General features: G+C 46.6%; 22 protein-coding genes and 2 tRNA genes. 5 read left to right on the top strand and 19 right to left on the bottom strand.

Annotated elements, in window-relative coordinates; all coding sequences use genetic code 11:
- Nucleotide 1: 1 nt before the first annotated feature.
- Together lipA and IE070_RS03765 are read left to right on the top strand one after the other, a co-directional pair.
- A complete protein-coding gene (gene lipA / locus IE070_RS03770) occupies nucleotides 2-967 on the top strand; it encodes a lipoyl synthase (RefSeq protein ID WP_189480607.1) in 966 nt (321 codons plus the stop codon).
- Nucleotides 968-1,203: 236 nt separating this feature from the next.
- Complete coding sequence (locus IE070_RS03765; protein WP_189480606.1) at nucleotides 1,204-1,560, top strand: PilZ domain-containing protein; 357 nt, start codon at nucleotides 1,204-1,206, stop codon at nucleotides 1,558-1,560.
- 8 nt (nucleotides 1,561-1,568) lie between these two features.
- Here the strand turns inward: IE070_RS03765 and IE070_RS03760 are convergent, their stop codons facing one another.
- The 17 genes from IE070_RS03760 to rlmE form a co-directional block, all read right to left on the bottom strand.
- Nucleotides 1,569-2,768: a hypothetical protein gene (locus tag IE070_RS03760; protein WP_189480604.1), complete on the bottom strand. Its 1,200-nt coding sequence runs from the start codon at nucleotides 2,766-2,768 to the stop codon at nucleotides 1,569-1,571.
- Nucleotides 2,746-3,639, bottom strand: coding sequence for a lipoprotein NlpI (nlpI, locus tag IE070_RS03755; RefSeq protein ID WP_189480602.1), 894 nt, complete (start codon nucleotides 3,637-3,639; stop codon nucleotides 2,746-2,748). Before nlpI ends, IE070_RS03760 begins: the two co-directional genes overlap by 23 nt.
- Before the next feature lie 2 nt (nucleotides 3,640-3,641).
- The gene (pnp, locus tag IE070_RS03750) at nucleotides 3,642-5,762 is read right to left on the bottom strand and encodes a polyribonucleotide nucleotidyltransferase (RefSeq protein WP_189480600.1); all 2,121 of its coding nucleotides are present in this window, start codon (nucleotides 5,760-5,762) and stop codon (nucleotides 3,642-3,644) included.
- A 188-nt stretch (nucleotides 5,763-5,950) separates the two neighbouring features.
- Nucleotides 5,951-6,220, bottom strand: coding sequence for a 30S ribosomal protein S15 (gene rpsO, locus IE070_RS03745; protein WP_189480597.1), 270 nt, complete (start codon nucleotides 6,218-6,220; stop codon nucleotides 5,951-5,953).
- 115 nt (nucleotides 6,221-6,335) lie between these two features.
- Complete coding sequence (gene truB / locus IE070_RS03740; RefSeq protein WP_189480594.1) at nucleotides 6,336-7,262, bottom strand: tRNA pseudouridine(55) synthase TruB; 927 nt, start codon at nucleotides 7,260-7,262, stop codon at nucleotides 6,336-6,338.
- Complete coding sequence (rbfA, locus tag IE070_RS03735) at nucleotides 7,262-7,684, bottom strand: 30S ribosome-binding factor RbfA (protein WP_189480592.1); 423 nt, start codon at nucleotides 7,682-7,684, stop codon at nucleotides 7,262-7,264. Before rbfA ends, truB begins: the two co-directional genes overlap by 1 nt.
- A gap of 258 nt (nucleotides 7,685-7,942) precedes the next feature.
- Nucleotides 7,943-10,630: a translation initiation factor IF-2 gene (gene infB, locus IE070_RS03730; RefSeq protein ID WP_189480590.1), complete on the bottom strand. Its 2,688-nt coding sequence runs from the start codon at nucleotides 10,628-10,630 to the stop codon at nucleotides 7,943-7,945.
- A 25-nt stretch (nucleotides 10,631-10,655) separates the two neighbouring features.
- Nucleotides 10,656-12,152 carry a transcription termination factor NusA gene (nusA, locus tag IE070_RS03725; protein WP_189480588.1) on the bottom strand — a complete coding sequence of 499 codons (1,497 nt, stop codon included), beginning with the start codon at nucleotides 12,150-12,152 and terminating at the stop codon, nucleotides 10,656-10,658.
- A gap of 34 nt (nucleotides 12,153-12,186) precedes the next feature.
- A complete protein-coding gene (gene rimP / locus IE070_RS03720; RefSeq protein ID WP_189480586.1) occupies nucleotides 12,187-12,642 on the bottom strand; it encodes a ribosome maturation factor RimP in 456 nt (151 codons plus the stop codon).
- 236 nt (nucleotides 12,643-12,878) lie between these two features.
- A tRNA-Met gene (locus IE070_RS03715) sits at nucleotides 12,879-12,955 on the bottom strand.
- Between the two features lie 63 nt (nucleotides 12,956-13,018).
- Nucleotides 13,019-13,103: transfer RNA gene (locus IE070_RS03710), tRNA-Leu, on the bottom strand.
- Nucleotides 13,104-13,112: 9 nt separating this feature from the next.
- Complete coding sequence (gene secG, locus IE070_RS03705; protein WP_189480584.1) at nucleotides 13,113-13,448, bottom strand: preprotein translocase subunit SecG; 336 nt, start codon at nucleotides 13,446-13,448, stop codon at nucleotides 13,113-13,115.
- Nucleotides 13,449-13,450: 2 nt separating this feature from the next.
- On the bottom strand, nucleotides 13,451-14,212 hold the full coding sequence (gene tpiA / locus IE070_RS03700) for a triose-phosphate isomerase (protein ID WP_189480582.1): 762 nt from the start codon (nucleotides 14,210-14,212) through the stop codon (nucleotides 13,451-13,453).
- A 172-nt stretch (nucleotides 14,213-14,384) separates the two neighbouring features.
- Entirely contained in the window at nucleotides 14,385-15,719 is a 1,335-nt protein-coding gene (gene glmM, locus IE070_RS03695) for a phosphoglucosamine mutase (RefSeq protein ID WP_189480580.1), read from the bottom strand.
- A gap of 3 nt (nucleotides 15,720-15,722) precedes the next feature.
- A complete protein-coding gene (gene folP / locus IE070_RS03690) occupies nucleotides 15,723-16,556 on the bottom strand; it encodes a dihydropteroate synthase (RefSeq protein WP_189480578.1) in 834 nt (277 codons plus the stop codon).
- A gap of 147 nt (nucleotides 16,557-16,703) precedes the next feature.
- The gene (ftsH, locus tag IE070_RS03685) at nucleotides 16,704-18,632 is read right to left on the bottom strand and encodes an ATP-dependent zinc metalloprotease FtsH (protein ID WP_373296895.1); all 1,929 of its coding nucleotides are present in this window, start codon (nucleotides 18,630-18,632) and stop codon (nucleotides 16,704-16,706) included.
- Nucleotides 18,633-18,682: 50 nt separating this feature from the next.
- Nucleotides 18,683-19,312, bottom strand: a complete 630-nt coding sequence (gene rlmE, locus IE070_RS03680; RefSeq protein ID WP_189480574.1) for a 23S rRNA (uridine(2552)-2'-O)-methyltransferase RlmE — start codon at nucleotides 19,310-19,312, stop codon at nucleotides 18,683-18,685.
- Between the two features lie 82 nt (nucleotides 19,313-19,394).
- Between rlmE and yhbY the strand changes: the two genes are divergently transcribed.
- Entirely contained in the window at nucleotides 19,395-19,691 is a 297-nt protein-coding gene (gene yhbY / locus IE070_RS03675) for a ribosome assembly RNA-binding protein YhbY (RefSeq protein ID WP_189480572.1), read from the top strand.
- 125 nt (nucleotides 19,692-19,816) lie between these two features.
- On the opposite strand, the gene IE070_RS03670 is transcribed toward yhbY, so the two are convergent.
- Nucleotides 19,817-20,224 (bottom strand): hypothetical protein, encoded by a 408-nt coding sequence (locus IE070_RS03670; RefSeq protein WP_189480570.1) that lies wholly within the window; start codon nucleotides 20,222-20,224, stop codon nucleotides 19,817-19,819.
- 186 nt (nucleotides 20,225-20,410) lie between these two features.
- On the opposite strand from IE070_RS03670, the gene radD reads away from it, so the two are divergent.
- Nucleotides 20,411-22,168 carry a DNA repair helicase RadD gene (radD, locus tag IE070_RS03665; RefSeq protein WP_189480568.1) on the top strand — a complete coding sequence of 586 codons (1,758 nt, stop codon included), beginning with the start codon at nucleotides 20,411-20,413 and terminating at the stop codon, nucleotides 22,166-22,168.
- Here radD and IE070_RS03660 read toward each other — a convergent pair.
- Nucleotides 22,155-24,941, bottom strand: coding sequence for a DUF2339 domain-containing protein (locus tag IE070_RS03660; protein WP_189480566.1), 2,787 nt, complete (start codon nucleotides 24,939-24,941; stop codon nucleotides 22,155-22,157). The two genes, radD and IE070_RS03660, sit on opposite strands and share 14 nt — an antisense overlap.
- Nucleotides 24,942-25,158: 217 nt before the next feature.
- Between IE070_RS03660 and IE070_RS03655 the strand changes: the two genes are divergently transcribed.
- Nucleotides 25,159-26,382 carry an FIST signal transduction protein gene (locus IE070_RS03655; protein WP_189480564.1) on the top strand — a complete coding sequence of 408 codons (1,224 nt, stop codon included), beginning with the start codon at nucleotides 25,159-25,161 and terminating at the stop codon, nucleotides 26,380-26,382.
- Nucleotides 26,383-26,608: the final 226 nt, after the last annotated feature.

Below are 26,608 nucleotides of genomic sequence, written 5' to 3'. Positions count from 1 at the left end.
TATGACAAAAACAGCACGTATGGAGCCCGGTGTAAAACTGCGCGATGCCGAAAAAATGGCATTAATCCCCGTAAAAGTATTACCCACTGAACGCGATGAACTGCTACGCAAACCGGCATGGCTAAAGATAAAACTGCCTAAAAGCACCGAGCGCATCGACGAAATTAAAGGCGCCCTGCGCAAACATGGCTTACATTCGGTGTGTGAAGAAGCCTCATGCCCTAACTTATCTGAATGTTTTAACCATGGCACCGCAACCTTTATGATTCTGGGCGCCATCTGTACGCGTCGTTGCCCATTTTGCGACGTTGCGCATGGCAGACCCTTACCGCCAAGCGCAGAAGAGCCTGAAAAATTGGCACTGACCATTCGCGATATGAAATTAAAATACGTGGTGATCACCTCGGTCGATCGTGATGATTTACGTGATGGCGGCGCACAACACTTTGCTGATTGTATTACGGCGATTCGCAAATACAGCCCTGACATTAAAATTGAAGTATTAGTCCCCGACTTCCGTGGCCGCATGGACGTTGCGTTAGACATTTTAAGTAAAAGCCCACCAGATGTGTTTAACCATAACCTAGAAACGGCTCCTCGCCTTTACAAACTGGCGCGGCCGGGTGCCGATTACAAATGGTCATTACAACTATTAAAACGCTTTAAAGAAGCTCACCCGAACGTTTCGACTAAATCGGGTTTAATGGTTGGCTTAGGCGAAACCACAGACGAGCTGTTAGAGGTGCTACGCGATTTACGCGAGCATAATGTCGATATGCTAACCGTTGGTCAATACTTACAACCCAGTAAGCATCACTTGCCCGTAAGACGTTTTATGCCACCCGCTGAATTTGATGAAATCAAAGCCTATGCTAATGAAATTGGCTTTAAGCATGCAGCCTGTGGGCCTTTTGTGCGCTCCAGCTACCATGCTGATCGCCAAGCAGCAGGTGAAGATATTAGCTAAGCGAATAAAAGCCCTACAGTTTTGGCTCACGTTATGTACCTGTTGGTATCTAACGTGAGCCAAGACAACATCTTGCCTTTCTAAATGTTACCATTTCAGCTTCGTAGCATCGCTTAGCACCATGTTACGCTGTTCTTTTGTACCTTCACATTCAGCGGGAGCTAACATATTTATGCTGCACCTATATGCTTGTGCTGCAGCCCTTGCTAAGCTTATTGCAATTCAGTGGAGGGATTATGGAACAAAGACATTTTAAACGTGTACGTTTTTTTAGTCAGGCAGAGCTGGTCAGTGATGGACATCGCTATGCCACTGAGGTCATCGATCTTTCCCTTAAAGGCGCCTTGATAAAAAAACCGGCTGAAACCGTGAGTACGGGTACCAGCCCACTGTTACTAAGCTTACACTTAAGTGAGAGTGAGGAAACCATAACCATGCAAGTCAGTATTGCGCATCAACATGCCGACGTTTTAGGCTTACATTGCGACAAAATTGATATCGACAGTATTAGTCATTTACGTCGATTACTTGAGCTAAACTTAGGCGATCCCGCGCTGTTAAACCGCGAGTTAGACGAGTTAATCAATCTCTAACCCGTTGATTATTCCCCTACCTCAACCGCTAACGCCGAAATTGCGGCTGGATAACCAAACGCGGCAGCACCTTGCATAAAGTGCTGCCAATTTTGCCACGCTTGTTCTTGTCGCGCTAAATACGCAAAATAATATTGTACCGGCATCAGCTGCTGTGGAGTGGCAAGCGCCTTTAGCAATAACTGCTGGTAAAGCGCGGGCATGGGCGCGTCAAGATGGCGCATCGGTGTTATAACGGCAATCGGGCGATATGCTTGTAAACCAACGGCGTTACAGGTGTCTACAGGAGTAAGTTGCAAACTTGTCTGAGCTACACCATAACGCTTAGCATAGCGTGCTACCACCTTACTGTCATTGCCTACTAATAAATTCGGCGCCATACGCCCCGGCTGACATAGCGTTTTAGCAATGATGGGCGCTAATGCGTATTCATCTAAAAACCCAGCAATATGCATAAACTCATGCCGTAATAAGCCTAAGCTTGCCTCTTCAGGCAATTGTACAATACCATTGTTATAACTGGCCACACCACGCCCAGCCATAACCAGTAATTGCTGAAAATCACCCTGTGCCACCCTCGGCGCCAATACGGCATAATTACATGTAATACGCTGACCAAGCTGCTCACTGCAGTTTAATTCAGTACTGTTAACGCGCAATAAAGGCTTAAAACACACGGGTAACTGCGCTAATTGTGGATCGTGTTGCCACGCATTAAGTAATGCCTGCCAGGTACGCTCACCTTGTGCGTGGCTTACAACAGGTTGCAACGTCAGGGCGCAGCCTGCAGTGTGCTGCCAAGCTGCCACATCGGTTTGGGGGACGTTTTTTGACCATATTCCAAGCTCAGCCAATATAGCCGGATTATTAAGGGTTGGTAAGTGTGGCTGCTGAGTGAGCCAATGTGCAGTAGCCAGCTTGCCTTCTAAACGGATCTGTAACCTTATGGCGTGTTCTAGCGCATCTTGTGCACCTAAACGTGCGGCTTGGCGCCACCATGCTAAAGCGGCAGGTAATTCATTGCTTGCTAAACGTTGCCGTGCCAAGCGTTTTGCTGCTATAGCGTCTGTTTTAGCGGCCAGCATAAGCTGCTGTTCTTCCTGCAGCGCCGTTGGTTGACATCCCAACAGCAGCCCCAAAAGAAAAAAGCCAGCAAGCCGGCTTTTTTTAAGACTAGTGACTAACTTAATTAAACTCTGGCGCTTCATTACTAACTTCTTCGCCGCGCAGTTTAGCGATTTCCATCCGTGCATAACGATGCTCAACAAATTCATACACATTGGTCGCCAATGTTTTATGATAGTAAACTAACGCTTGCGCTTGGTTACCTTTTGCTTGATGCCATTTAGCCAAATAGAAATAGGCCTCACATAAGCGTTCTGCTAATTGCTTGGGCCCTGTTAACTCGGTCAAAATAGAGGTTAACAGCGCTTGCTCAGACAGTTCACCGGCATAGAAACGAACAAGATTAGTAGCCCAATCATCCGGCGCTAGCGCCAACAGATGGGTATTTAACGCCAACTTAGCCGTGTCTGGCGCTACGGCTGAAAAGCCAATGTACCGCCATAAAACTCGATAAGGATCGTTAGGCTTTAGCTGTAAGAACTGCTCAAAATCAGGCTGCGCTAAATCAAAACGGCCAGCGTAATAAAACGCAATGGCGCGGTTTAAATACGCGTAATCATAATCAGGAGCTAATTCTAAGGCAGAATCAAAGGCCTCGTACGCTTGGTCGAAATTGCCGACTAAGGTGTAATGAATGCCTAGAAAATTATACGCGTCTGGCATATCGGGTTTTAACCGCAACGCCCGCATAAAATCTAAGCGCGCTAATGAACGTAAGCCAACGCTATCGTACATCACGCCACGATCATAAAACAATTGGGCACTTTGTGCTTCCGTTAACTCAGCACGCTGCAAAATTTCGCTTAGGCGCGCTATCGCTAATTCATTCCGGTAAGGCACTTGCAAAGGCTCAGGGGTTAACCAAGCCTCTTGCATACTAACAGGTTGCTGGGCGCAACCTGTTAGCGTGACTAACCCTGTTACCAGGGCGAGTTTAAGTAGCGTTTTCGTCACTATTATACTTCTGTAGCCGCTTCTGCAGCAGGTTTAGCAACGGCTTCTTTGATACTCAGACGCACGCGGCCTTGTTTATCAACTTCTAGTACCTTAACAGCAACTTTCTGACCGACTTGCAAATGCTCGCTAACATTTTGCACACGCTCATCAGAGATTTGTGAAATGTGTACTAAACCATCTTTGCCTGGTAAGACGTTAACGAAAGCACCGAAATCAACGATACGTACCACTTCACCTTGGTAAATAGTACCAACTTCAATCTCTGCAGTAATCGCATTGATCTTGTCGATAGCAATTTGCGCGGCTTTGGCGGTCGTTGCAGCAATTTTGATACTGCCGTCATCTTCCAGCTCAATAGTGGTACCTGATTCTTCAGTGATTTGACGAATTACCGCACCACCTTTACCGATAACTTCACGGATTTTCTCCGGGTTAATCTTCATGGTGTAAATACGTGGCGCGTATTCAGACATTTCTTCACGGTGACCGCTGATCGCCTGATCCATTACGTTCAGAATATGCAAACGTGCCGCTTTAGCTTGCTTAAGCGCAATTTGCATGATTTCTTGGGTAATACCGTCGATCTTAATGTCCATTTGCAGTGCAGTAATACCTTCGGTAGTACCGGCTACTTTAAAGTCCATATCCCCTAAGTGATCTTCGTCACCTAAGATATCTGACAGAACAACGAAGTCATCGCCTTCTTTCACCAAGCCCATAGCGATACCCGCTACAGAGGCTTTGATAGGTACACCCGCATCCATCAGGGCTAATGAAGAACCACACACAGAAGCCATAGAGCTTGAACCGTTAGATTCGGTGATTTCAGACACGATACGAACAGTGTATGGGAAATCATTAAAATCTGGCATTACCGCTAACACACCACGCTTAGCTAAACGGCCATGGCCGATTTCGCGACGCTTCGGTGAACCTACCATGCCAGTCTCGCCCACACAGTATGGAGGGAAGTTATAATGCAGCATAAAGGTATCGGTTTTAGCACTTAACAAATCATCGATGTTTTGGGCATCACGGGCTGTACCCAAGGTTGCTGTTACCAGCGCCTGAGTTTCACCACGGGTAAATAATGCAGAACCGTGAGTACGTGGTAATACGCCCGTCATCACGCTTAAACCACGGATCATTTCTGGATCGCGGCCATCAATACGCGGCTCACCTTTGGTGATACGGCCACGCACTACTTTTGATTCTAAATCGTGGAAAATCTCGCCTACTTCGTTTTTGTTTAACTCTTCGCCTTCAGCCAGCTCAGCAGTCAACTTTTCAACTAAAGCCGCTTTGATTTCAGCAATACGCTCATAGCGCTTAGCTTTTTCAGTGATCTGGTAAGCTTCGCCTAATTGGCCGCGAGCCAGCTCATCAATTTTAGCAATTAATGGCTCGTTCTTGGCAGGCGCTTGCCAGTTCCACTTAGGCTTGCCGCCTTCAGCAGCAAATTCATTGATGGCATTAATAGCAATTTGCATTTGCTCATGACCATACATAACCGCACCTAGCATCACATCTTCTGACAGGATGCTGGCTTCTGATTCCACCATTAATACCGCACCGGCAGTACCGGCAACCACTAAGTCTAACTTAGAGGTTTTCAGCTCGTCTTCTGATGGGTTTAATACGTATTGGTTATTGATATAACCAACACGGGCGGCACCGATAGGACCCGCGAATGGAATACCTGATAAGGCTAAGGCGGCAGAAGTACCGATTAAGGCAACGATGTCTGGCTGGATTTCAGGTTGTACAGAGACCACAGTCGCAATAACCTGAACTTCGTTATTGAAACCTTCTGGGAACAACGGACGAATAGGTCTGTCAATTAAACGCGAAGTTAAGGTTTCGCCTTCGCTTGGACGGCCTTCACGCTTAAAAAAACCGCCCGGAATACGGCCAGCGGCATACATTTTTTCCTGGTAATTTACGGTTAATGGAAAGAAGTCTTGACCAGGCTTAGCTTCTTTTTTACCAACAACAGTTACTAAAACGGAGGTATCTCCCAGGCTTGCCAGCACTGCGGCATCTGCCTGACGGGCGATTACGCCGGTTTCTAAGGTTAAAGTGTGTTGGCCGAACTGGAATGATTTTACGATGGGAGTCACGTGGTATGTTCCTTTGCTTTAATCGCCGAATTGCGATGTCTTACTCTGTTTTATTTACGATAACAGTATACTCTGTAACCTAGAACAAAAGATAGTTCCGTGGCTCAGCCATAAAAAAATTACTATAGGAAATTGTCGGTAAAAACCCATAAAAAAAGAGGCTCGAAAGCCTCTTTTTTTGTTCCGTCTTAGCGACGTAAACCTAAACGCTCAATCAGCGTCGCGTAGCGAGTCTGATCTTTGCCTTTTAAATAATCTAACAATTTACGACGCTGGCTAACCATGCGCAGTAAGCCACGACGAGAGTGGAAATCGTGCTTGTGTTCTGCAAAGTGACCTTGCAAGTGGTTGATAGAAGCAGTTAACAATGCAACTTGAACTTCTGGTGAACCGGTGTCGCCTTGCTTAACAGCAAAATCAACAACAATTTTAGCCTTATCAGCAGCGTTTAAAGCCATGATATTTCTCCAAATGTGAGTGAACTAAGATACGCTTTCCGCCGATCACTCATCCAGCGGCAGCAAAACAGCGCATATTTTACCTGCCACACGCTATTTATACAAGCAGATTAAACTACTCAAACGCACTGAGCAGTTCTAGATTAACCAGTCGGCGACTTTGGAGCTCTCCGCTAATTACTTCACCAATCCCTAGCAATTGAGCCGTTTCGCTGTACAATTTTACACTCGCTGTATCCGGCAAATTTACGTTACACGATTGACCATGCATAATGTGTTTTTGCTGTTGGGCATCCAAGGTAAGACTTGGCAGACCCACTAAGCCGGCATCCATAGGCAGCAATAAAGCGTCAAGCGCTGACCAGTTTGCCTCACTATTTAATGCTTCTAACTGGGCGGGCGTGATCATTTGTTCGGCTTTAAAAGGCCCTACGTGGGTACGATGCAATTTGGCCACATGAGCACCGCAACCTAAGGCTTCACCCAGATCATCAATCAAGGTGCGGATATAGGTGCCTTTAGAACAATGCACAATAAAGTCGGCACTGTCGTGCTGACGCGATATCAGCTCAAAGCGAAAAATACTAATAGGCCTGGCTTCACGCGGCACTTCGATACCTTGGCGCGCATATTTGTATAACGGCTGTCCCTGATACTTTAGTGCTGAGAACATGGTAGGCACTTGCAAGATATCGCCCCGCAACGCCTGCATCGCCTGCTCCAGTTCGACATCACTAAAGCTAACAGGCTTTTCGCTAATCACCTCACCTTCCGCATCACTGGTACTCGTGCGCACACCAAACTTAGCGGTAACTCGATATGTTTTGTCGGTATCTAGCAAAAATTGACTAAATTTGGTTGCCTCACCAAAACAAATGGGCAGTAAGCCCGATGCCATTGGATCCAATGCCCCAGTATGCCCCGCTTTTGCGGCTTGATACAACCAACGCACGCGCTGCAAAATACCGTTGCTGCTAACCTCTAACGGTTTATCCAGCAGCAAAATACCATGCACTTGCCGCGCGTTTTTACGGGCGCGCATTATTCCTCTTCTCCACCTTTTTCTGGCCGATCGGTTTCTTGTCCAGCTTCTTTACGACGACGCTCGTCATCACGGCGCACTGTTTCTACCAAGCTGGCCATACGGATCCCTTCGTTTAACGATTCGTCAAAGGCAAAGCGGATATGTGGCACAATGCGGGTTTGGATCCGCTTACCAATTAAGCTACGCACATAACCTGCCGCATCGTTTAAAATCTTTAAGTTATCTTCAACTTTAGCGTTATCCATACCTAAAAAGGTCACAAATACCTTAGCGTGTGATAAATCGCGTGATACTTCAACATCTGATACCGTAATCATGGTGTGCAAGCGAGGATCTTTTATCTCGCGCTGCAAAATCACCGCCATTTCTTTTTTCACTTGTTGTGAAAGCCGGTCAACCCGGGAAAATTCTTTAGCCATACTTTGTCAATCCTAGTTTTTTGCATGTCTACTCGTAATCTTTGCTGTTAAAGAACAGCTTGAAAGACCAAGAGTATTTACTCAATGGATTTCACGTTGCACCTAGGCGGCTTCGATTGTGAGGCCCTATGAGCTTAGCAGTACTAAGTGACTAGGGTTCACGAGCGTAGCCAACACCCGTGCAGCTTGAAAGACGAAGAGTATAAACACAACAGGGGCAACATGTGCCCCTGATAAATTAATGTGTTACATCAGTAATTATAGCGTACGCTCAACCTGGATGGTTTCGAATACTTCAATCTGATCGCCTTCGCGCACATCGTTGTAGTTCTTCACGCCGATACCACACTCAAAGCCATTACGTACTTCGCTCACGTCATCTTTAAAGCGACGCAGTGATTCCAGCTCACCTTCGTAAATCACCACGTTATCACGCAATACGCGGATAGGGGCATTACGTTTGATGATACCTTCAGTCACCATACAGCCAGCAATTGCGCCAAACTTCGGTGAACGGAACACATCACGTACCTGAGCCAAACCAATGATCTGTTGTTTAAACTCAGGCGCTAACATACCGGTCATGGCCGCACGAACTTCGTCTAACAGCTCATAAATGATGCTGTAATAACGTAAGTCTAAGCCTTCATCTTCAACTAATTTACGTGCCGTGCCATCAGCACGTACGTTAAAGCCGATGACGATTGCCGAAGAGGCTGTCGCTAGGGTCACGTCAGTTTCAGTAATACCACCGACACCTGAGCCAACAATCTTCACTTTTACTTCATCCGTTGACAGTTTCATCAACGACTCCGTAATCGCTTCTACCGAACCTTGTACGTCGGCTTTTAACACGATATTCAGTTCAGACACGTCACCTTCAGCCATGTTTGCGAACATGTTTTCTAGTTTCGATTTCTGCTGACGGGCCAATTTAACATCACGGAATTTACCTTGACGATACAGCGCAACTTCACGGGCCTTACGCTCATCTTTGACCACTGTCACTTCGTCACCCGCTTGTGGTACACCCGACAAGCCTAAGATTTCTACCGGAATAGATGGGCCAGCCGATTTCACTTCTTTGCCGTTCTCATCGCGCATTGCCCGGACACGGCCGTATTCAAAGCCACAAAGTACAATGTCGCCCTGCTTTAACGTACCTTCTTGTACCAGGATAGACGCAACGGGACCACGGCCTTTATCTAAGCGTGACTCGATCACCACACCACGGCCTAAACCTTGATGAACCGCTTTTAATTCTAACAATTCGGCTTGGTTTAAGATGGCTTCTAATAAATCGTCAATACCTTGCCCGGTTTTGGCCGATACTGGCACAAACTGGGTATCACCGCCCCACTCTTCCGAAATAACATCGTACTGCGATAATTCATTACGCACACGATCCGGATCAGCCGACGGCTTATCAATTTTATTTACCGCAACCACTAATGGCACATTACCAGCTTTCGCATGTTGAATGGCTTCTTTAGTTTGTGGCATCACACCATCATCCGCCGCAACCACCAAAATAACGATATCGGTTGCCTTCGCACCACGAGCCCGCATTGACGTAAACGCTGCGTGACCTGGCGTATCTAAGAAGGTCACCATACCGCGCTCGGTTTCTACATGGTAGGCACCGATATGCTGCGTAATACCACCGGCTTCGCCGTCCGCCACTTTCGCTTTACGAATGTAGTCAAGTAATGACGTTTTACCATGGTCAACGTGACCCATTACCGTCACGACCGGTGCGCGAGACTCTAGCTCACCTTGACCTTCACGGTCAGACATTACGGCTTCTTCTAACTCGTTTTCTTTGGTCAGGGTAAATTTATGCCCCATTTCCTCACAAACGATAGCAGCAGTTTCTTGATCAATAACTTGGTTGATGGTGGCCATAGCCCCCATCTTCATCATCACTTTAATCACTTCAGAGGCTTTAACAGCCATTTTGGCGGCTAATTCAGCCACAGTGATGGTTTCACCAATTTTAACTTCACGCTCTACTGGTTGTGCAGGCTTGTTAAAGCCATGCTGCATACTGGTTGGCGTTTTCTTTTTCTTGGCATGACGATTAGCACGATTAAAGGCTTCTTTATCGTTCACATCGTCTTTAGTTTTCTTGCCTTTGGCAACAGGCGCTTTTTTACCGACACCACGACGACCTGCACGTTCTTCTTTGGCGTCGACTTCGTCTTCAGCCTGCTTAGCGAACTGGTTGCTGGTCAAGTGGTAATCGTCAGTATCGGCAGGCTTAACTTTTTCTTCCTGCGCCCAACGCTCACCATTTTCTTCCGCTAACCGGCGAGCTTCTTCTGCCTGTTTGCGAGCTTCTTCTTCAAGCTTACGTAAGGCTTCAGCTTCTTGCTGTTGGCGAATACGATCAGCTTCTTTGCGTGCTTCTTCTTTTGCCGCACGACGCGCCGCTTCTTCCGGATCGTCTTTAGCTAATTGCGCACTCTTTTGTTCATCGCGCTTTTTTGCTTCAGCCGCTTTACGCTCAGCGTCTTCTTTCGCTTTCAGTTGCGCGGCTTCACGCGCTTGGCGCTCGGCTTCTAAGCGGGCCGCTTCGGCTTGGGCTTTTGCTTTCTCTTCCGCTAAACGCGCTTCTTCCTGCGCTTTTAACGCGGCGTCGTCTAGCATAGGCTTTTTAATAAAGGTTTTTTGCTTGCGCACTTCAACCTGAATTTCACGATTACGCCCAGCACCACCCGCAACACTCAAGGTAGTTTTTTCTTTGCGAACCAAGGTTAATTTAGCAGGCTCGTTAGCCTTACCGCCGTGCTGCTTACTTAAATGATCCAGCAGCGTTTTTTTCTCTTCTTCGGTTACCGATTGGCCTTGTGCCTTGGTAATACCTGCATCAGCAAATTGTTGCACTAACCGATCAACAGTTGTACCGACATCACTGGCCAATTTCTCTATGGTGACTTCTGCCATTTGTGTTGTTACCTCCGTTGACTACTTAGTTACTTTCATTAAACCAAACAATATTACGTGCAGCCATAATCAGCTCAGCCGCTTTATCTTCGGTCATTTGGGCAATTTCTAACAAATCATCTACACCTAATTCGGCCAAGTCATCCAGGGTGGTTACCCCTTTGCTGGCAATCACATAAGCGGTGTGCGTGTCTAAACCTTCTAATGCCAACAATTGTTCAGTTGGCTTAGCATCTTCCAGCGATTCTTCACTGGCTAACGCCCGAGTAGTTAAGACATCTTTTGCACGACCACGTAAAATTTCGACAGTGGCTTCATCTAAGCCATCAATTGAAAGCAGTTCACTTACAGGAACATAAGCAATTTCTTCTAAGGTCGAGAAACCTTCTTCTACTAATACATCAGCGAAATCTTCATCGATTTCCAGGGCATCCATAAAGACTTGACGCACTTTCTCGGTTTCTTCCTGATGTTTCTTTTTCATATTGGATACAGACATCACGTTTAGTTCCCAGCCCGTTAATTGGCTAGCTAAACGAACGTTTTGACCATTACGACCAATGGCCATCGCTAAGTTAGAATCTTCTACGGCGATATCCATTGAATGAGTATCTTCATCCACAATAATAGAGGCAACTTCAGCCGGCGCCATGGCGTTAATGACAAATTGCGCATCATTATCATCATACAACACGATATCAACTCGCTCGCCACCTAACTCGTTCGACACGGCTTGTACGCGAGAACCACGCATACCAACACAAGCACCAACCGGATCGATGCGACGATCATTGCTTTTAACAGCAATTTTGGCACGTGAACCTGGATCCCGTGCCGCACCACGCAGCTCGATCATTTCTTCGCCAATTTCTGGCACTTCAATTCGGAACAATTCCAGCAACATCTCTGGCTTGGCCCGGCTTAAAAATAATTGTGCGCCACGCGCTTCAGGTTTCACATCAAACAGTAAGCCACGAATACGATCGCCTGGGCGATAAGTTTCGCGTGGTAACATCTCTTCGCGCGGCAACATGGCTTCAGCATTGTTCCCTAAATCAACGATGATGCTTTCACGATTGACTTTTTTCACCACGCCAGTGACTAATTCACCTACTTGATCAATATAGGCTTCAACCACTTGTGAGCGTTCAGCTTCGCGTACTTTTTGCACGATAACTTGTTTAGCCATTTGGGTGGTAATACGATCGAATTCTACAGAATCAATCTGTTCTTCTACATAATCACCCAATTTAATAGAAGGCTCATCGTACTGCGCTGCTGACAAGGTCATTTCGCGGTACGGGTGTTCCATCAATGCATCATCAGCAATGACTTCCCAACGGCGGAATGTTTCGTATGAACCGGTTTTACGATCAATCGTTACCCGAACTTCGATATCGCCTTCATTTTTCTTTTTTGTGGCGGCCGCTAATGCAAATTCTAATGCCTGGAAAATTTTTTCCCGAGGAACAGATTTTTCATTCGAAACTGCATCAACAACTAATAGTATTTCTTTTGCCATTGTATATGCCTCACTCTGTCGCTACCTGGTTACCTTAAAAAACGGGCACCACGTTTGCTTTATCAATATTATCGAAAAGCAAACTACAGGGTTTGCCATCCACTTCAATTACTAACATGTCGCCATCAAACGACGTCAGTAATCCTTTAAATTTGCGCCGGCCATCTTGCGGAACGGTAAGTTTCACTTCGATTTTTTGACCAACATATTGGGTAAATTGTGCTTCGGTAAATAACGGGCGATCCATACCAGGTGAAGACACCTCTAAGGTGTATTCATTAGGGATAGGATCTTCAACATCCAGCAAAGCGCTGACTTCACGACTGATTAACGCGCAATCATCTACCGTGATGCCGTCTGCCTTATCGATAAAAATTCGCAGGGTGGTATGGCGGCCAGCACGGACCAACTCAATACCCCACAATTGATAACCGGCTGCTTCCACAGTCGGTGTCAGCAGCTCGGTTAGTTGCTGTTCTTGTCTAGCCAAAAAAGACCTCCGAAACACAAATAAAAAATGGGCGAAGCGCCCATTACTGCATAAAACACGGACTCTAGATGCGAAAACGCCCCGAACAAGCGGGGCGAAGTACATCTAATCATTACACATATCGCCAATGCATAATGGTTGTTGATTTGGTTGCGGGAGCCGGATTTAACACCTTCGCCCTGTGGTTGTAGAGAGGAGCCCTAGGGCTTATTCACCATAACAAACCATTTCAAATTTGGTTGCGGGAGCCGGATTTGAACCGACGACCTTCGGGTTATGAGCCCGACGAGCTACCAGGCTGCTCCATCCCGCGTCCGTAACTGGCGCACATTATATAGTGCCTATTCTGATAGCGCAAGCCGCAGCTTGCTTTATTTGGTGCCGAGAGCGGGACTTGAACCCGCACGTCCGAAGACACTACCCCCTCAAGATAGCGTGTCTACCAATTTCACCACCTCGGCGTGTAAAGCTTAGTTTCCTACTGGAATATCGTTTTTTTCATCTTTTTTAGCCGGAGCCTGTTCAGATAACGCTGGAACCGTTTGAAAGAAATCTGAACCATCATCAGGCTTGCTTTGTTTTGCCGTAAGGTTACCCAAGGCAATGCTTAAAATGAAAAACAAAATAGCTAAAATGGTGGTTGTTTTTGTTAAAAAATTACCTGTACCACTTGAACCAAATACAGTACCAGACGCACCAGCGCCAAATGCGGCACCCATGCTTGCACCTTTACCGTGCTGGATTAACACTAAAACAATCAGCGCGATAGAAACCAATAAATAAAATACAACAAATATTTCGTACATGTTTATTCCTTTGCGCCAATCTTAATACTAAGGCAAATTTTAGCAAACTCGTCTGGCTTTAAGCTAGCACCGCCCACTAAAGCGCCATCTATGTCTGGCTGTGTAAAAAGTGCTGAGCAATTCTCTGCATTAACACTGCCGCCATATAAAATTCTTACTTGCTCAGCCGCATCTTGATTAAGCTGCGCTAGCGTATCCCGGATAAACGCATGCGTTTCCTGGGCTTGTTCTGGTGTCGCCGATAATCCCGTTCCTATGGCCCAAATTGGCTCATAAGCAATCACTGATTTCACCAGCAATTCGGGGTGCGAAGCATACACCGCCATTAATTGTTTCGCAATAACCTGTTGTGTTTTTTCTTGCTGCCGCTCTGCTAGCGTTTCACCAACACAAAGCACGGGAGTTAAGCCCGCGGCAATTGCTTGTGCAACTTTAGCCGCGACAAGCTCATCGGTTTCGCCTTGATACTGACGACGCTCAGAATGCCCCACTATGGCGTAGGTTGCTCCGGCTTCTAGCAACAAGGCTGCACTTAGCTGACCGGTATAAGCCCCTGCTCCCTCAGCACTCACATCTTGCCCACCAATAGCCAAGGCGTTTACCCCTGTAAAGGCAGTTAACAAGGTTGCAGGAGGACAAATTAACACCGCAATCTCAGGTGATAATTGGCTTAAAACAGGCGTTAACTCGGCACACATCGACTTAACTAAAGCGTTGGAACCGTTCATTTTCCAATTTGCGGCAATCAAGTAATTACGCGACATTCGGCTTTGTCCTTTGCTCATCCGCGCTGATAGTAACCAAGCTTACTGCAGAGAACAAGCTTTTCGCAATCACGGGCTGTTAGTTGCACATTTTTTAACTAAAAAGCCCGTTTTACCGGGCATTTTAGCTATTCGTTGACGATGATTATAGGCTTAGTAGAAACACCTGTGCTTAGCTGGCAATTTTTACTGCAGCAGCAATTTTCTCGGCGTAGGCACGCACTTCCGCCTCGTCTTCACCTTCCACCATTACGCGAATTAACGGCTCAGTACCTGATTTGCGGATCAGCACACGGCCTTTACCCGCTAAAGCGGCTTCCACTTCACTAATGCTTTGCTGTACATTCAACTTTTCTAATGGTGCACTACCCTTAGCAAATTTAACGTTTACCAGTACTTGCGGTAATTTATGCATATCGCTGCATAAATCAGCCAAACTCTTACCACTGGATAACATCGCCGTGAGCACTTGTAAGGAAGCAATAATACCATCACCAGTACAAGTGTAATCTAAGTTGAGCACATGACCCGAATTCTCACCACCAATACGCCAATTGTATTCGCGTAGCAATTCCATAACGTAACGATCGCCCACTTTACTGCGAGCAAAAGGAATATCAAGCTTGCCTAAGGCCAACTCAAGACCCATATTGCTCATTAAGGTCCCCACTACGCCACCTTGCAAGGTGCCGGCTTCTTTGGCAGCACGCGCGATAATATAAACAATTTCATCGCCATCGAGAACCCGACCATGCTGATCGACCATCATTACACGATCGCCATCACCATCGTATGCAATCCCCAAATCCGCCTGTAACTCTAATACCGTGGCTTTTAATAAATCGGTATGGGTAGCACCGCATTTATCATTGATATTCAAACCATCGGGTTGACAGCCAATGGTGATAACATTTGCACCTAACTCTTTAAATACCGCAGGAGCAATATGATAGGTGGCACCATGGGCACAGTCGATTACAATTTTCAAACCACTTAGTGATAAATTATTACTTAAATGGCTTTTGCAAAATTCGATATAGCGGCCAGCCGCATCGTTAATCCGCACCGCTTTACCTAACTTCTCTGACGACTCGCACACCATAGGCTGTTCCAGCTCATGCTCAATTGCCAGCTCAATATCGTCTGGTAACTTGGTGCCGTCGGCTGAGAAAAATTTAATGCCATTATCATAATACGGATTATGAGAGGCGCTAATCACAATACCAGCTTCGGCTCGGAAGGTACGCGTTAAATATGCTACGGCCGGTGTTGGCATGGGGCCTAATAGGCGAACATCGATGCCCGCAGCAATCAACCCCGCTTCTAGTGCGGTTTCTAATAAATAGCCAGAAATACGTGTATCTTTACCTATTAATACCTTACGTGTACCGCGCTGCGATAAGACACGACCTGCAGCCCATCCTAATTTCATCGCAAATTCAGGGGTAATGGGGAATTCGCCAACCCGACCACGAACACCATCAGTACCAAAATATTTTCTGCTCATCCCTTACACTCCATAGCGCGCCGCAGCGGCAATCCGCACGGCCTGAACACTTTCTTTAACATCATGCACTCGAATAATTTGCGCCCCAGCATAAGCTGCTAAGGTTGCGCACGCAAGACTGCCCGACAACCGATCTGATACGGGTATGTCTAACAGTTGACCAATCATCGATTTACGCGACATTCCCGCCAATACCGCATAACCACTTTGCACAAACTGGGGTAATGCGTTTAATAATTGATAATTGTGTGCCACGCTTTTGCCAAAACCAAACCCCGGATCGAGAATGATTTGCTGGACAGCAATACCCGCTTGCTGGCATTGCATGGCCCGTTCGATTAAAAACTGGTAAACCTCTGCCACCACATCGTTATATTGTGGCGCCTGTTGCATAGTACGTGGTGCGCCTTGCATATGCATAATACAGACTGGAACGCCAAGCGACGCGGCAACCGATAAGGCATTAGGCGCTTGTAATGCTCTTACATCATTAATGATATCAGCACCGGCCTGAACCGCTGCTGACATAACAGCCGCTTTACTGGTATCAATAGAAATAACGCAATCAAAACGCGCCCTAATAGCGGTTATTAAGGGTACCACCCGCACCAATTCCTCTTCTGTTGTGACCTCTGCCGCACCTGGCCGTGTTGATTCACCACCAATATCTAGAATAGTGGCACCATCACGCAACATTTGCTCAGCGGCAAATAATGCCTGATCTAAAGCACGATGCTTACCGCCATCCGAGAAAGAATCAGGCGTTACATTTAAAATACCCATAACCTGAGGACGCGACAGCGACAATACTCGCTGCCGTGGTAACTGTAATTGCATAAGGATCTCATTTGGCTTTGATTGGACTAATATACGCTTATTGCCAACATGCTATGGTGCAACAAGCCCAACCTGCTTTTATAATAAAAACCCCGGGCAAGCCCGGGGTTGTGATTATAGCAATATCTTAGATTACTGCCAGCATGCTTAAACAGCTGTGCTTTCTGACGGCTTGTCTGTTGCCGTAGGAGCTGCTTTTTCAGCTTTGGCGTCATCGCCACCGTCGCCCTTTGAACCTTTATCACGAGGTTCCCAGTTTTCTGGTTGGCTTACTGGCTTACGATCCATCAGCTCTTTGATTTGGCGTGAATCAATTGTCTCGTAAAGCATTAAAGCATCTTTCATGGCATGTAAAATGTCCATGTTTTCGTCTAACAGACGCTTCGCCCGATCATAGTTACGATCGATAATGGCTTTAATTTCGCTATCAATAATAGACGCTGTTTCATCTGACATATTCTTGGCTTTCGCCATGCTACGACCTAAGAACACTTCACCTTCTTCTTCTGCATAAAGCAATGGCCCTAATTTCTCAGAGAAGCCCCATTGCGTAACCATGTTACGGGCAATAGAAGTAGCGTATTTAATATCTTGCGATGCACCAGTTGACACAGCATCAGTACCGTAAATGACTTCTTCCGCCAAACGGCCACCGTAAGCAACCGAAATTTTACTTTCTAATTTACGACGGCTTACACTGATTGCATCTTGCTCAGGCAGGAAGAACGTAACACCTAGAGCACGACCACGAGGAATAATAGTAACTTTGTGTACCGGATCATGCTCTGGCACTAAACAACCAATAATGGCATGGCCCGCTTCATGATACGCCGTCATCTCTTTCTCTGCATCGGTCATGACCATAGAACGACGTTCAGCACCCATCATAATTTTGTCTTTCGCACGCTCAAACTCTTCCATGCTCACCACACGGCGGTTACCACGTGCAGCAAACAGCGCGGCTTCATTTACCAAGTTGGCTAAATCTGCACCTGAGAAACCCGGTGTGCCTCGTGCAATGACACTGGCTTTTACATCATCTGCCATTGGCACTTTGCGCATGTGCACTTTTAAAATTTGTTCACGACCCCGTACATCTGGCAAGCCGACAACAACTTGACGGTCAAAACGACCAGGACGCAATAACGCCGCATCTAATACGTCAGGACGGTTGGTAGCGGCAATAATAATGATGCCTTCGTTACCATCAAAACCGTCCATTTCAACCAGCATTTGGTTTAAGGTTTGCTCACGTTCATCGTGACCACCGCCTAAACCGGCGCCGCGTTGACGACCTACAGCGTCAATTTCGTCGATGAAGATAATACAGGGCGCCGCTTTTTTCGCTTGTTCAAACATATCTCGAACGCGCGACGCACCCACACCAACAAACATTTCTACGAAATCAGAGCCTGAAATGGTAAAGAACGGAACTTTAGCTTCACCCGCAATGGCTTTTGCCAATAACGTTTTACCGGTACCTGGTGGGCCAACCATCAAGATCCCTTTAGGGATCTTACCGCCCAATTTCTGGAAGCGTGAAGGCTCTTTTAAGTAATCCACTAGTTCAGATACTTCTTCTTTTGCTTCATCACACCCGGCAACATCAGCAAAAGTAGTTTTGATCTGATCTTCACCCATTAAGCGCGCTTTGCTTTTACCAAAAGACATGGCTCCTTTACCGCCACCACCTTGCATTTGGCGCATAAAGAAAATCCATACACCAATTAGCAGTAACATTGGGAACCATGAAATGAAGATGGTAGCTAACCAGCTACTTTCTTCAGGTTTAGCACCCAGCACGCGAACGTCAGCCGTGATTAAATCATCCATTAATTTAGGATCATTCACTGGCAACACGGTTTCAAAACGCTCACCGCTGCGCTTAACGCCCGTAATCACGCCTGAACGCTCAATTTTCACTTCGCGGATCAGCCCCTGATTAACTTCTTTTACAAACTGGGTGTAGCTAGTCTGGCGGTCAGTGTTTTCACTCGGCCCAAAACTGTTAAATACTGACATCAGTACAACAGCGATTACTAACCAGACAATCAGATTTTTTGCCATGTCGCTCAAGGTGATAACCTCATCTTTACTCTAGAAATCATTAATTACGGCCTACTTTACTAAAGTTTGAAGCCGGTAGCCACGATATATGTCTCACGTGAACGGGCACGTGACGAATCAGGCTTACGAATTTTAACCGTACTAAAAACAGCTCTCACGTCTTTCAGGTACTGCTCAAAACCATCGCCTTGAAATACTTTGACCACGAAACTGCCATTTTGCTTTAACACGTTATGACACATTTCCAAGGCTAATTCTACCAAGTACATAGAACGGGCTTGATCGGTTGTATCATTACCACTCATATTCGGTGCCATATCAGATAGTACCACATCTACGTTCTTACCGCCGATTCGGCTCAGTAATGCCGCTAATACTGCCTCTTCTCGAAAATCGCCTTGTAAAAAAGCGACGCCCGCTAACGGATCCATGGGTAAAATATCACAAGCCACTACCGTACCCTGCTGACCGACCACGCCGGCGACATACTGCGACCAACTGCCTGGTGCAGAACCTAAGTCAACGACATTCATGCCCGGTTTTAACAGTTTATCTTGTTGCTGAATTTCTTCCAGCTTAAATGAGGCACGCGAGCGTAACCCCAATTTCTGGGCTTTTTGCACAAATTGGTCATCAAAATGCTCTTTTAACCAACGGGTAGAGCTGGCTGAGCGTTTTTTCTTGGTCATGTTACTACTCTTAAATAGTCTTATGCTGTAGATGGCGCTACAATAGGCATAATTCAAGCTTTTCTACGGATATTCTAACCTTATGAGTCTCACCAATAAACAAAAACAATTTTTAAAAAGCAAAGCCCATGATTTAAAACCCGTCATTTTATTGGGCGGCAATGGCCTGACGGAAGGCGTAGTGGCCGAAATTGAAAACGCGCTAAATCATCACGAATTAATAAAAATTAAAGTGCCGGGTGAAGATCGCGAGCAGAAAGTGTTAATAATGGATGCCATTATTCGCGAAACTAAGGCGCAAAAAGTCCAAGTTATCGGCAAAACCTTGGTGTTATTCCGGCAAACCGAAGATAAAAAAATTCAATTACCACGCGGTTAATTAAACCGCATTACTGGCAAAACGCAGTAAAACTAACTGTTTTAGCAGCCCTTGCTGTAACGAAAAGCTTACTCGTTTGCCAGTTTAATTGTAGACCATCCCAGCATTTCCTCGATTACGTGTTTTCAAACCAAGCTATTTGCTTGAATGTACCCTGCTGTGATCAACGACTGCTTGGCCGAAAATTCATCCAATGCAATTTGGCTGACTAAATGCGCTGGCTTCTCTGCCAATGTTGCTTTTGCAAACTGCCACATCACCATGGCATTGTCAGCGCATATGGTTTCAACGTGATGCAAGTTATGTTGATAACTCCAATGCGTATTCTCTACCAATAATGCAAACACCTCTGCGGGGCTGACTTGCCAACCGCGAATATCTAACACAATGGCCCAAGGCTCGTGCATGATAGGCGAAACTAATTCGCGGAACGTTTTTACGTAGTCTTGCGCCGTGCTAAGCGTCCATAAACCGTCTGCTGCTACCCATAACACCTTATGCTGCAAGGTCAGTTGAAATGCTTTTTTTGCCATCCTATTTCTCCTTCCACATGCCTATTTCTCTATCAAAATAACAAAACAACGCTGTGTTAATCTATGACGGTGTTTATTTCCGAGCGCTAACGTACACTTTACCCTGAACGGTATACACTACGTAGCGTAAGCCATTTTGTGTTAGGCTTACGCAAAAATAAGCCTTAGTACACAGCCCTGTCATTCATGCAATTACGAGATTATCAACAGCATGCTGTTGATGCGACCATAGCGTTTTTTCAAAAAAACACCGCAAGCGCGGTATTAGTACTGCCCACAGGCGCCGGTAAAAGTATTGTCATTGCGGAGCTTGCCCGCCAAGCACGCGGACGGGTGTTAATTTTGACGCATGTTAAGGAATTAGTAGCCCAAAATGCTGAAAAAATTGCGGCACTCACCGACGCGCCTGGTATTTTTGCAGCAGGTTTACAACAAAAAACCAGTAACACAAAAACCGTTGTAGCGAGTGTGCAATCTGCCGCACGAAATGTAGCGGCCTTTTCGCAGCCTTTTTCGTTGTTGATTATCGACGAATGTCATCGGGTTACTCTTGCCGAAAACAGCCAATACCAACAGATCTTCACCCATTTACGCCAATACAATCCGCAACTAAAAATTCTCGGTCTCACCGCCACTCCTTATCGGCTTGGCAGCGGTTGGATCTATCGCCAGCATTATCACGGCCGTATTGGCAATACCGACAACCCTGTTTTTGAGCATTGTATTTTTGAACTGCCACTGCGCCCACTGATTAAACACGGTTATCTTACGCCACCGAAACTTTACGATGGCTTAACCGCGCAATATGATTTTAGTCAGCTTAGCCCCAACGAGCAGGGAGAGTATTCGGAATCGCACGTTAATAGCCTGCTGGGTAAAATGGGCCGAGCGACGCGCTTAATTGTAAAACAACTCATGCATTTAGCGGCGCAACGACAAGGTGTGATTATCTTTGCCGGCACGGTAAAACATGCTGAAGAAATCATGCAATTGTTGACGGGAACCGCTGCGGCGCTGCTTACTGCCAATACGCCTCATGCCGAGCGCGATGCGCTTATTACGCAATTTAAAGCACAGCAGTTGAAGTTTTTAGTGAATGTGTCGGTGCTCACCACGGGCTTTGATGCGCCCCATGTTGATCTGATTGCCATCTTGCGCCCCACCGCCTCGGTGAGCTTATTTCAACAAATGGTCGGCCGAGGATTACGCTTAGCGCCGGGTAAAACCGAGTGTTTAATTATCGATTATGCTGCCAATGGTTACGATCTGTATTTTCCGGAAGTCGGGCAACCTAAACCCAATAGCAAGTCGGTGCCGGTTCAAGTTCCGTGTCCGGCGTGTGGCTTTGCCAATATTTTTTGGGGACTCACCGACAGTGATGACGATATCATTGAACATTATGGTCGTCGTTGTCAGGGAATAGTACCCTCCCTTATCAGCGCTAGGACAGATCAAAGTCAACAATGCGATTTTCGTTTTCGCAGCCGTAGCTGTCCTGAATGTGGTGCGGAGAATGACATTGCCGCGCGCAGTTGTCATCAATGCCAATCGGTTTTAGTGGATCCTGATAAACGTCTTCGTGAAGTCCTAAATCAGCAACACCATCACCTGTTTCGCTGTCAAAGTATGCAACTGAGCGACGATAACGGCTCGCTTAAGGTAACGTATTACGATATTGAAGGTAATCCGTTTTATCGCTGGTTTAAGCTAGACACTCGCCCGCAACGCCAAGCAGTATTTGCCGCTTTTATCAAACCGCATAGTAAAGCGCCCGGCATCCCCTTTCCCGCCTTCACTAACGCCAGCGAATTGTGTGCCTTCGCAGAAAAATTTCGGCCGCCACACCTTATTTTACTTAAAAAGCAAAAGCATGGCTGGCAGCACCTAGAAAGCTATTTTGATTATAACGGCCGCTACCAAACCGAACCCGCTACGCTGGCCTAACCTGCTTTGCTAAACGCTGAAATAAGGCGCTGAGTAATACTAGGCTTGCGCCCAAACCGATAAATGACGCGGCCCGCAGTAAACCCGTAAGCTCGTTTAGATCAAACACAAATACCTTAAATACCACTACGCTGAGTAAGACAAAGCCGGCTTTACGCAGCGGCCACCATTGCCGTAATTCAGCCAGCACAATTAACAAAGCCGCCAAGGCTAAAAACACCACAGAATAACTATAATGTTCAGCAGTACTGGTGGGTAAGTTCCAAGCAATGATCGGCCCTTGCCAAAACTGCCGTACGCTACCTAATACAAATAAGGTGCCCAACGCAGCAGCAATCGTATAGCCCCATGGATGATAAAGCTGTGGCCTTTTTAAAAGCGCCAGCGCAATCAGCAATAATGCAGGGATCCCCCACAGGACTAAAATCCAATTAAAAACAGGCCACTCGCCTACCGCCTGATGGCTAAAAAATGGATTATAGTGCAGCAAGACTGCGGCTTGTACTACAAGCGCCATGCCCACCAGCCCGGCGGCAACTATGCGGTATAATCGCTGTAAGGCGCCCGCCAGCTCACTGCGCCAGTGATACACCCAAGCCAATAATAGCCAATTGGCGCTGTGAACGCTGAGGGTTTGAAAGGTAATTTGGCTAAAATCTAGGCTCCGATCATTTAACCAATATTGGCTTTGTACCGTAATGAACACGGCTACAAGATGCAAACACGCCCCTTCGAGCCATGGCTGTAGCACTGTGTGTCGCCACAGGCGGGTAGCCAACATAAAACAGCTCAGTACCACAGGATACACCCAGAGCGACCAATGCCATCCTGAGAAAGTAATCGTTTCGTAACTCCCCAGCATCGGCGCGACGGTTAAACGGAATAAGATGACCGCAATAAGGGCTTTGAGCACCCAATGCGGTATAGGAAACCGTTGTTTTATTGCTAACAGCGTTAACATCACCACTTGTAACGCCAGTGCCAACGTAAGATTTGCGGCACTTAAATAGAGGGTAAAACTAAAGCTCAGCGCCAAATTAGCACCAGCACCATGGATAAAGGCTTGCACGGGTAAGCGCGCGCGCTTTGCCAAGAGTGCTTGCACAATCACCAATAGGGCAGCATAAAACATCCATGCCAATTGCAATAACGGCTTAGAGGCCAGCGGCAATTGATAAAAGCTTAGCGCTAAGACCAAAATAGGGGCAATAGCGAGAAAAGCAGACCATTGTAAACGCTGCGGCATCCGAACGGACACCAGCAACGACGCTGCAATGATCAGCCACAGCAGAATTTGCCAGTGCAGTACAATGCCATCAAATAGGGTAAAGGTATCGCTAATCAGTACCACTTGCTGCAAGCTTATCCAAAGCAACGCCATAAGCCCCGCGGCCCACAACCAACACTCTGAACGGGCATCCGTTAGCGCAGCCATCCACAGCACTACCATTAACGCAAGGGTGGCATAAAAGTGATACGGACTTGCTGATTGGAACTGTAACAATACGCTCAATAGCAATAAAACTAACCCTAAGCTATGCTCTCGTAAAGGCGGCAACCACAACCGCATGGATACCGGCGCAAATTGCACATGCCGACCATACTGGATGCGTGGCAACCAGACTAATCCCAAAAAACTTAGCAATAAGGCACACCATAAAACCCCTACCTGACTCGCGCCAGTCTCTATAATCAATAGTGTTAGCCAAGCACAATGCGCCAGCATAGGCAAAAACCATAACCACGCGCGTTGTACATAGCGCTCTACCCACACCGACGATGCTGTGATCAGCCCTAAATAGCAAACTAACCCCAGTATATTTTGACTGCCGGTATCCACCAAAATGGGTACCGCATAAGCACCAATAATGCCGATCACTGCTAAAATAGGTCCTTGCCGTAACGAAAACCACGACGCGGTTAGCGCAACGCTTGCCAACAAGCCAAAGGTAAGCAGCGGATGAATAAGTTGATACAGGTTCTGCGCCATTAACAGCGCAGCATACATCGTAATAAAGCCCGCACTGGCTAATGCCGCCGGAATATAATTTTCTAACCTTTGACTCAGCATTTTTCTCTGATGCAGCCACTCACTCACGCCCAGTAACAGCAGCCCTAGCAGCACGCCACTGGCAATCCGTAACGTCGGCGAAAACCAGCCCGCATCTAATGAATGTCGCACTAAAAACACTCCGCCAAAAGCTAAAGCAATAGCCCCTAGCCACACCATGCCGCGATCAATAAGTTGGCGCTCTAACCAGCTTAGCCAATTGCTGTTTACAGTATTAGGCTTATTAACAGAACTTGTTGCAATACTTTCTGAACTGATTTCACGTTGGCGCCCACCCTGATCTACAGAACTTTTAATTTGCTCCGCTTGCTCTGCATGTTCTGCATTGGCAATCAATGTTTCTCTCGACGAGGTCGTTTCAGCGAAGTGATGATACGCGATAGGACTAATAATAAGCGTGGGATCCGTAGCTGGCGCATTCGTTGTAGCATGCGTTGGCACATTACTCGCCAAGGTTGCATCAGAATAAGGCGTTACAGGCACGATGGCATCTAACATTTGACTGTCGACATGAGTCGCTGAAGTGGGCGATGATGAATTCGAGTCACTCGGCTTAGCCGTAAACCTTGCCTGCAAATGCTGCAATTGCTGTTGTAACTGCTGGAGCTGCTGATGTAACTGACTAAAACGTACGATGGCTACAATGCCACAAACTGCCCCAACGAGTACGCCTAATACCAGTAAAACTAAAAATCCTATCATTTGCACCAACCTGCAATATATATTGTAGGCAGCATAAAACAGTTTTATAGAAATGCAAGCTCGCGCATTACCGCCTGCTCAGCATAACCGATAAGCAATGATAGCAACGATAGCAACACATGCAATAAACTCGCTTTGCAAATAGCGCAAAAGAAAGTGTTAGCAGATGTGCTGATTTGCGTTAAAATAACCACATGTAAATAAACGGACAGAGTTTATGCGCGCAGGGATAGCGTTTAGTAACACCGCCGCCGCGTTTAACGCAGGCAAAGATTTAGCAACGCGTGCAATGTTAAATGGCGACCTGTCACAGGCTGACGTGTTACTGTTATTTTGCAGTGCCAATACCGATTACCAGCGTTTACTCGATGGCGCTAGAGCCGTATGCGGCGCAAATACCCTGATATTGGGCGGTTCAGCCGTGGGGATCATCACGCAGGAAATCATCGACGTACAAGGGTATCCCGCAGCGGCGTTAGCCTTAACCGCAGTGCATAACGACGTAACATTTCAAGCCGCCTGTAGCGACTTACTTGCACGTGATCCCTTTCTCGCTGGGCAAGCTTTAGGCGCGGCATTATCAGCTTTTACACATCCTGAGTTAATCATCTTATTCTATGATTCAGTGCGTTATGCGGGCAGTCAACAACAACCTGCCGTGCTCGTTCCCTCACCGCCTTTACTTCAAGGATTATACCAACGAATTTCAGCTAGCACGCCAATTGTAGGTGCCGGTTTATTGGCTGATTTACAATTTGGTCCGACTTGCCAATTTTATCAACAACAGGCCAGTCAACATTTAGCAACAGCGTTAACGATGTCGGGCGCAATAAAACCTTACATAAGTGCCATGCATGGCTGCACGCCAGTCAACCATCAACGCTTTACCATAACAGGTATTTTTCAGCAGTTTCTTTACACGCTAGACAATACTCCAGTAACAGCCATTTTAGACAAGGTTAGTGGCAACAGTTTATGGCGACAACAACACCCCGTGAGACGCCTAGCGCTCGGTGTCCGTTATCCCTCTGCTATACCAACCTCGTACAGCACGCCATTTGTTACGCGCCTGATCAGCGGCGTATTGCCTAACGATGACGGAATCATTCTATTTGAACCCGATTTTCACGAAGGCATGCAAGTGCAAATTATGCAGCGCGATACAGAGAGTATTCTGCAGGCAGCCCAACAACAAACCGAACAGTTGCTACAACACATCAAAGACGATAAACACCAGCCTATTGTCGCGCTATACTTTGATTGCGCGGGGCGCATTTGTGGTAATCAAGCAGAAGCCAAACTCATCCAACGTGTGCTAACGCAAGCACAAATCCCCTTGCTAGGCATCTACACCGGCGTAGAAATCGCTCCTGTTGGTAATCAAAGCCGCAGTTTAGATTGGAGCGGTGTGTTAATTATCCTTACCCAGCCTGCTAGCTAAAAGCTCAGATTTTGCGTGGTGGGCTTGAATTCCTTTACAAACTCCACTCAACATCAACCAGCCCAGAACAGGCAAGAGTGGCATCGAAACACTGCCTCGCCAGTCGCTTCTTGGCCTTATCCTCACTCAGTACAAGTATCGCCGCGCTTGTATTAGCAACACGCAGATCAGACGATAAACGTACTCGTAAGGCTCGAAAAATATTAATAACCTTATTTAATAAAGA

This window comes from Alishewanella tabrizica (assembly GCF_014652375.1).
Taxonomy (GTDB): Bacteria; Pseudomonadota; Gammaproteobacteria; order Enterobacterales; family Alteromonadaceae; genus Alishewanella; species Alishewanella tabrizica.
This window is presented reverse-complemented; position numbering and strand designations above follow the sequence as displayed.

Bases quoted from the DNA above. Each gene is read 5' to 3' on its own strand.
- lipA (WP_189480607.1), top strand. From the start codon at position 2: ATGACAAAAACAGCACGTATGGAGCCCGGTGTAAAACTGCGCGATGCC.
- IE070_RS03765 (WP_189480606.1), top strand. From the start codon at position 1,204: ATGGAACAAAGACATTTTAAACGTGTACGTTTTTTTAGTCAGGCAGAG.
- IE070_RS03760 (WP_189480604.1), bottom strand. From the start codon at position 2,768: ATGAAGCGCCAGAGTTTAATTAAGTTAGTCACTAGTCTTAAAAAAAGC.
- rpsO (WP_189480597.1), bottom strand. From the start codon at position 6,220: ATGGCTTTAAACGCTGCTGATAAGGCTAAAATTGTTGTTGATTTTGCT.
- truB (WP_189480594.1), bottom strand. From the start codon at position 7,262: ATGCGCGCCCGTAAAAACGCGCGGCAAGTGCATGGTATTTTGCTGCTG.
- rbfA (WP_189480592.1), bottom strand. From the start codon at position 7,684: ATGGCTAAAGAATTTTCCCGGGTTGACCGGCTTTCACAACAAGTGAAA.
- infB (WP_189480590.1), bottom strand. From the start codon at position 10,630: ATGGCAGAAGTCACCATAGAGAAATTGGCCAGTGATGTCGGTACAACT.
- nusA (WP_189480588.1), bottom strand. From the start codon at position 12,152: ATGGCAAAAGAAATACTATTAGTTGTTGATGCAGTTTCGAATGAAAAA.
- secG (WP_189480584.1), bottom strand. From the start codon at position 13,448: ATGTACGAAATATTTGTTGTATTTTATTTATTGGTTTCTATCGCGCTG.
- tpiA (WP_189480582.1), bottom strand. From the start codon at position 14,212: ATGTCGCGTAATTACTTGATTGCCGCAAATTGGAAAATGAACGGTTCC.
- glmM (WP_189480580.1), bottom strand. From the start codon at position 15,719: ATGAGCAGAAAATATTTTGGTACTGATGGTGTTCGTGGTCGGGTTGGC.
- folP (WP_189480578.1), bottom strand. From the start codon at position 16,556: ATGCAATTACAGTTACCACGGCAGCGAGTATTGTCGCTGTCGCGTCCT.
- rlmE (WP_189480574.1), bottom strand. From the start codon at position 19,312: ATGACCAAGAAAAAACGCTCAGCCAGCTCTACCCGTTGGTTAAAAGAG.
- yhbY (WP_189480572.1), top strand. From the start codon at position 19,395: ATGAGTCTCACCAATAAACAAAAACAATTTTTAAAAAGCAAAGCCCAT.
- IE070_RS03670 (WP_189480570.1), bottom strand. From the start codon at position 20,224: ATGGCAAAAAAAGCATTTCAACTGACCTTGCAGCATAAGGTGTTATGG.
- radD (WP_189480568.1), top strand. From the start codon at position 20,411: ATGCAATTACGAGATTATCAACAGCATGCTGTTGATGCGACCATAGCG.
- IE070_RS03660 (WP_189480566.1), bottom strand. From the start codon at position 24,941: ATGATAGGATTTTTAGTTTTACTGGTATTAGGCGTACTCGTTGGGGCA.
- IE070_RS03655 (WP_189480564.1), top strand. From the start codon at position 25,159: ATGCGCGCAGGGATAGCGTTTAGTAACACCGCCGCCGCGTTTAACGCA.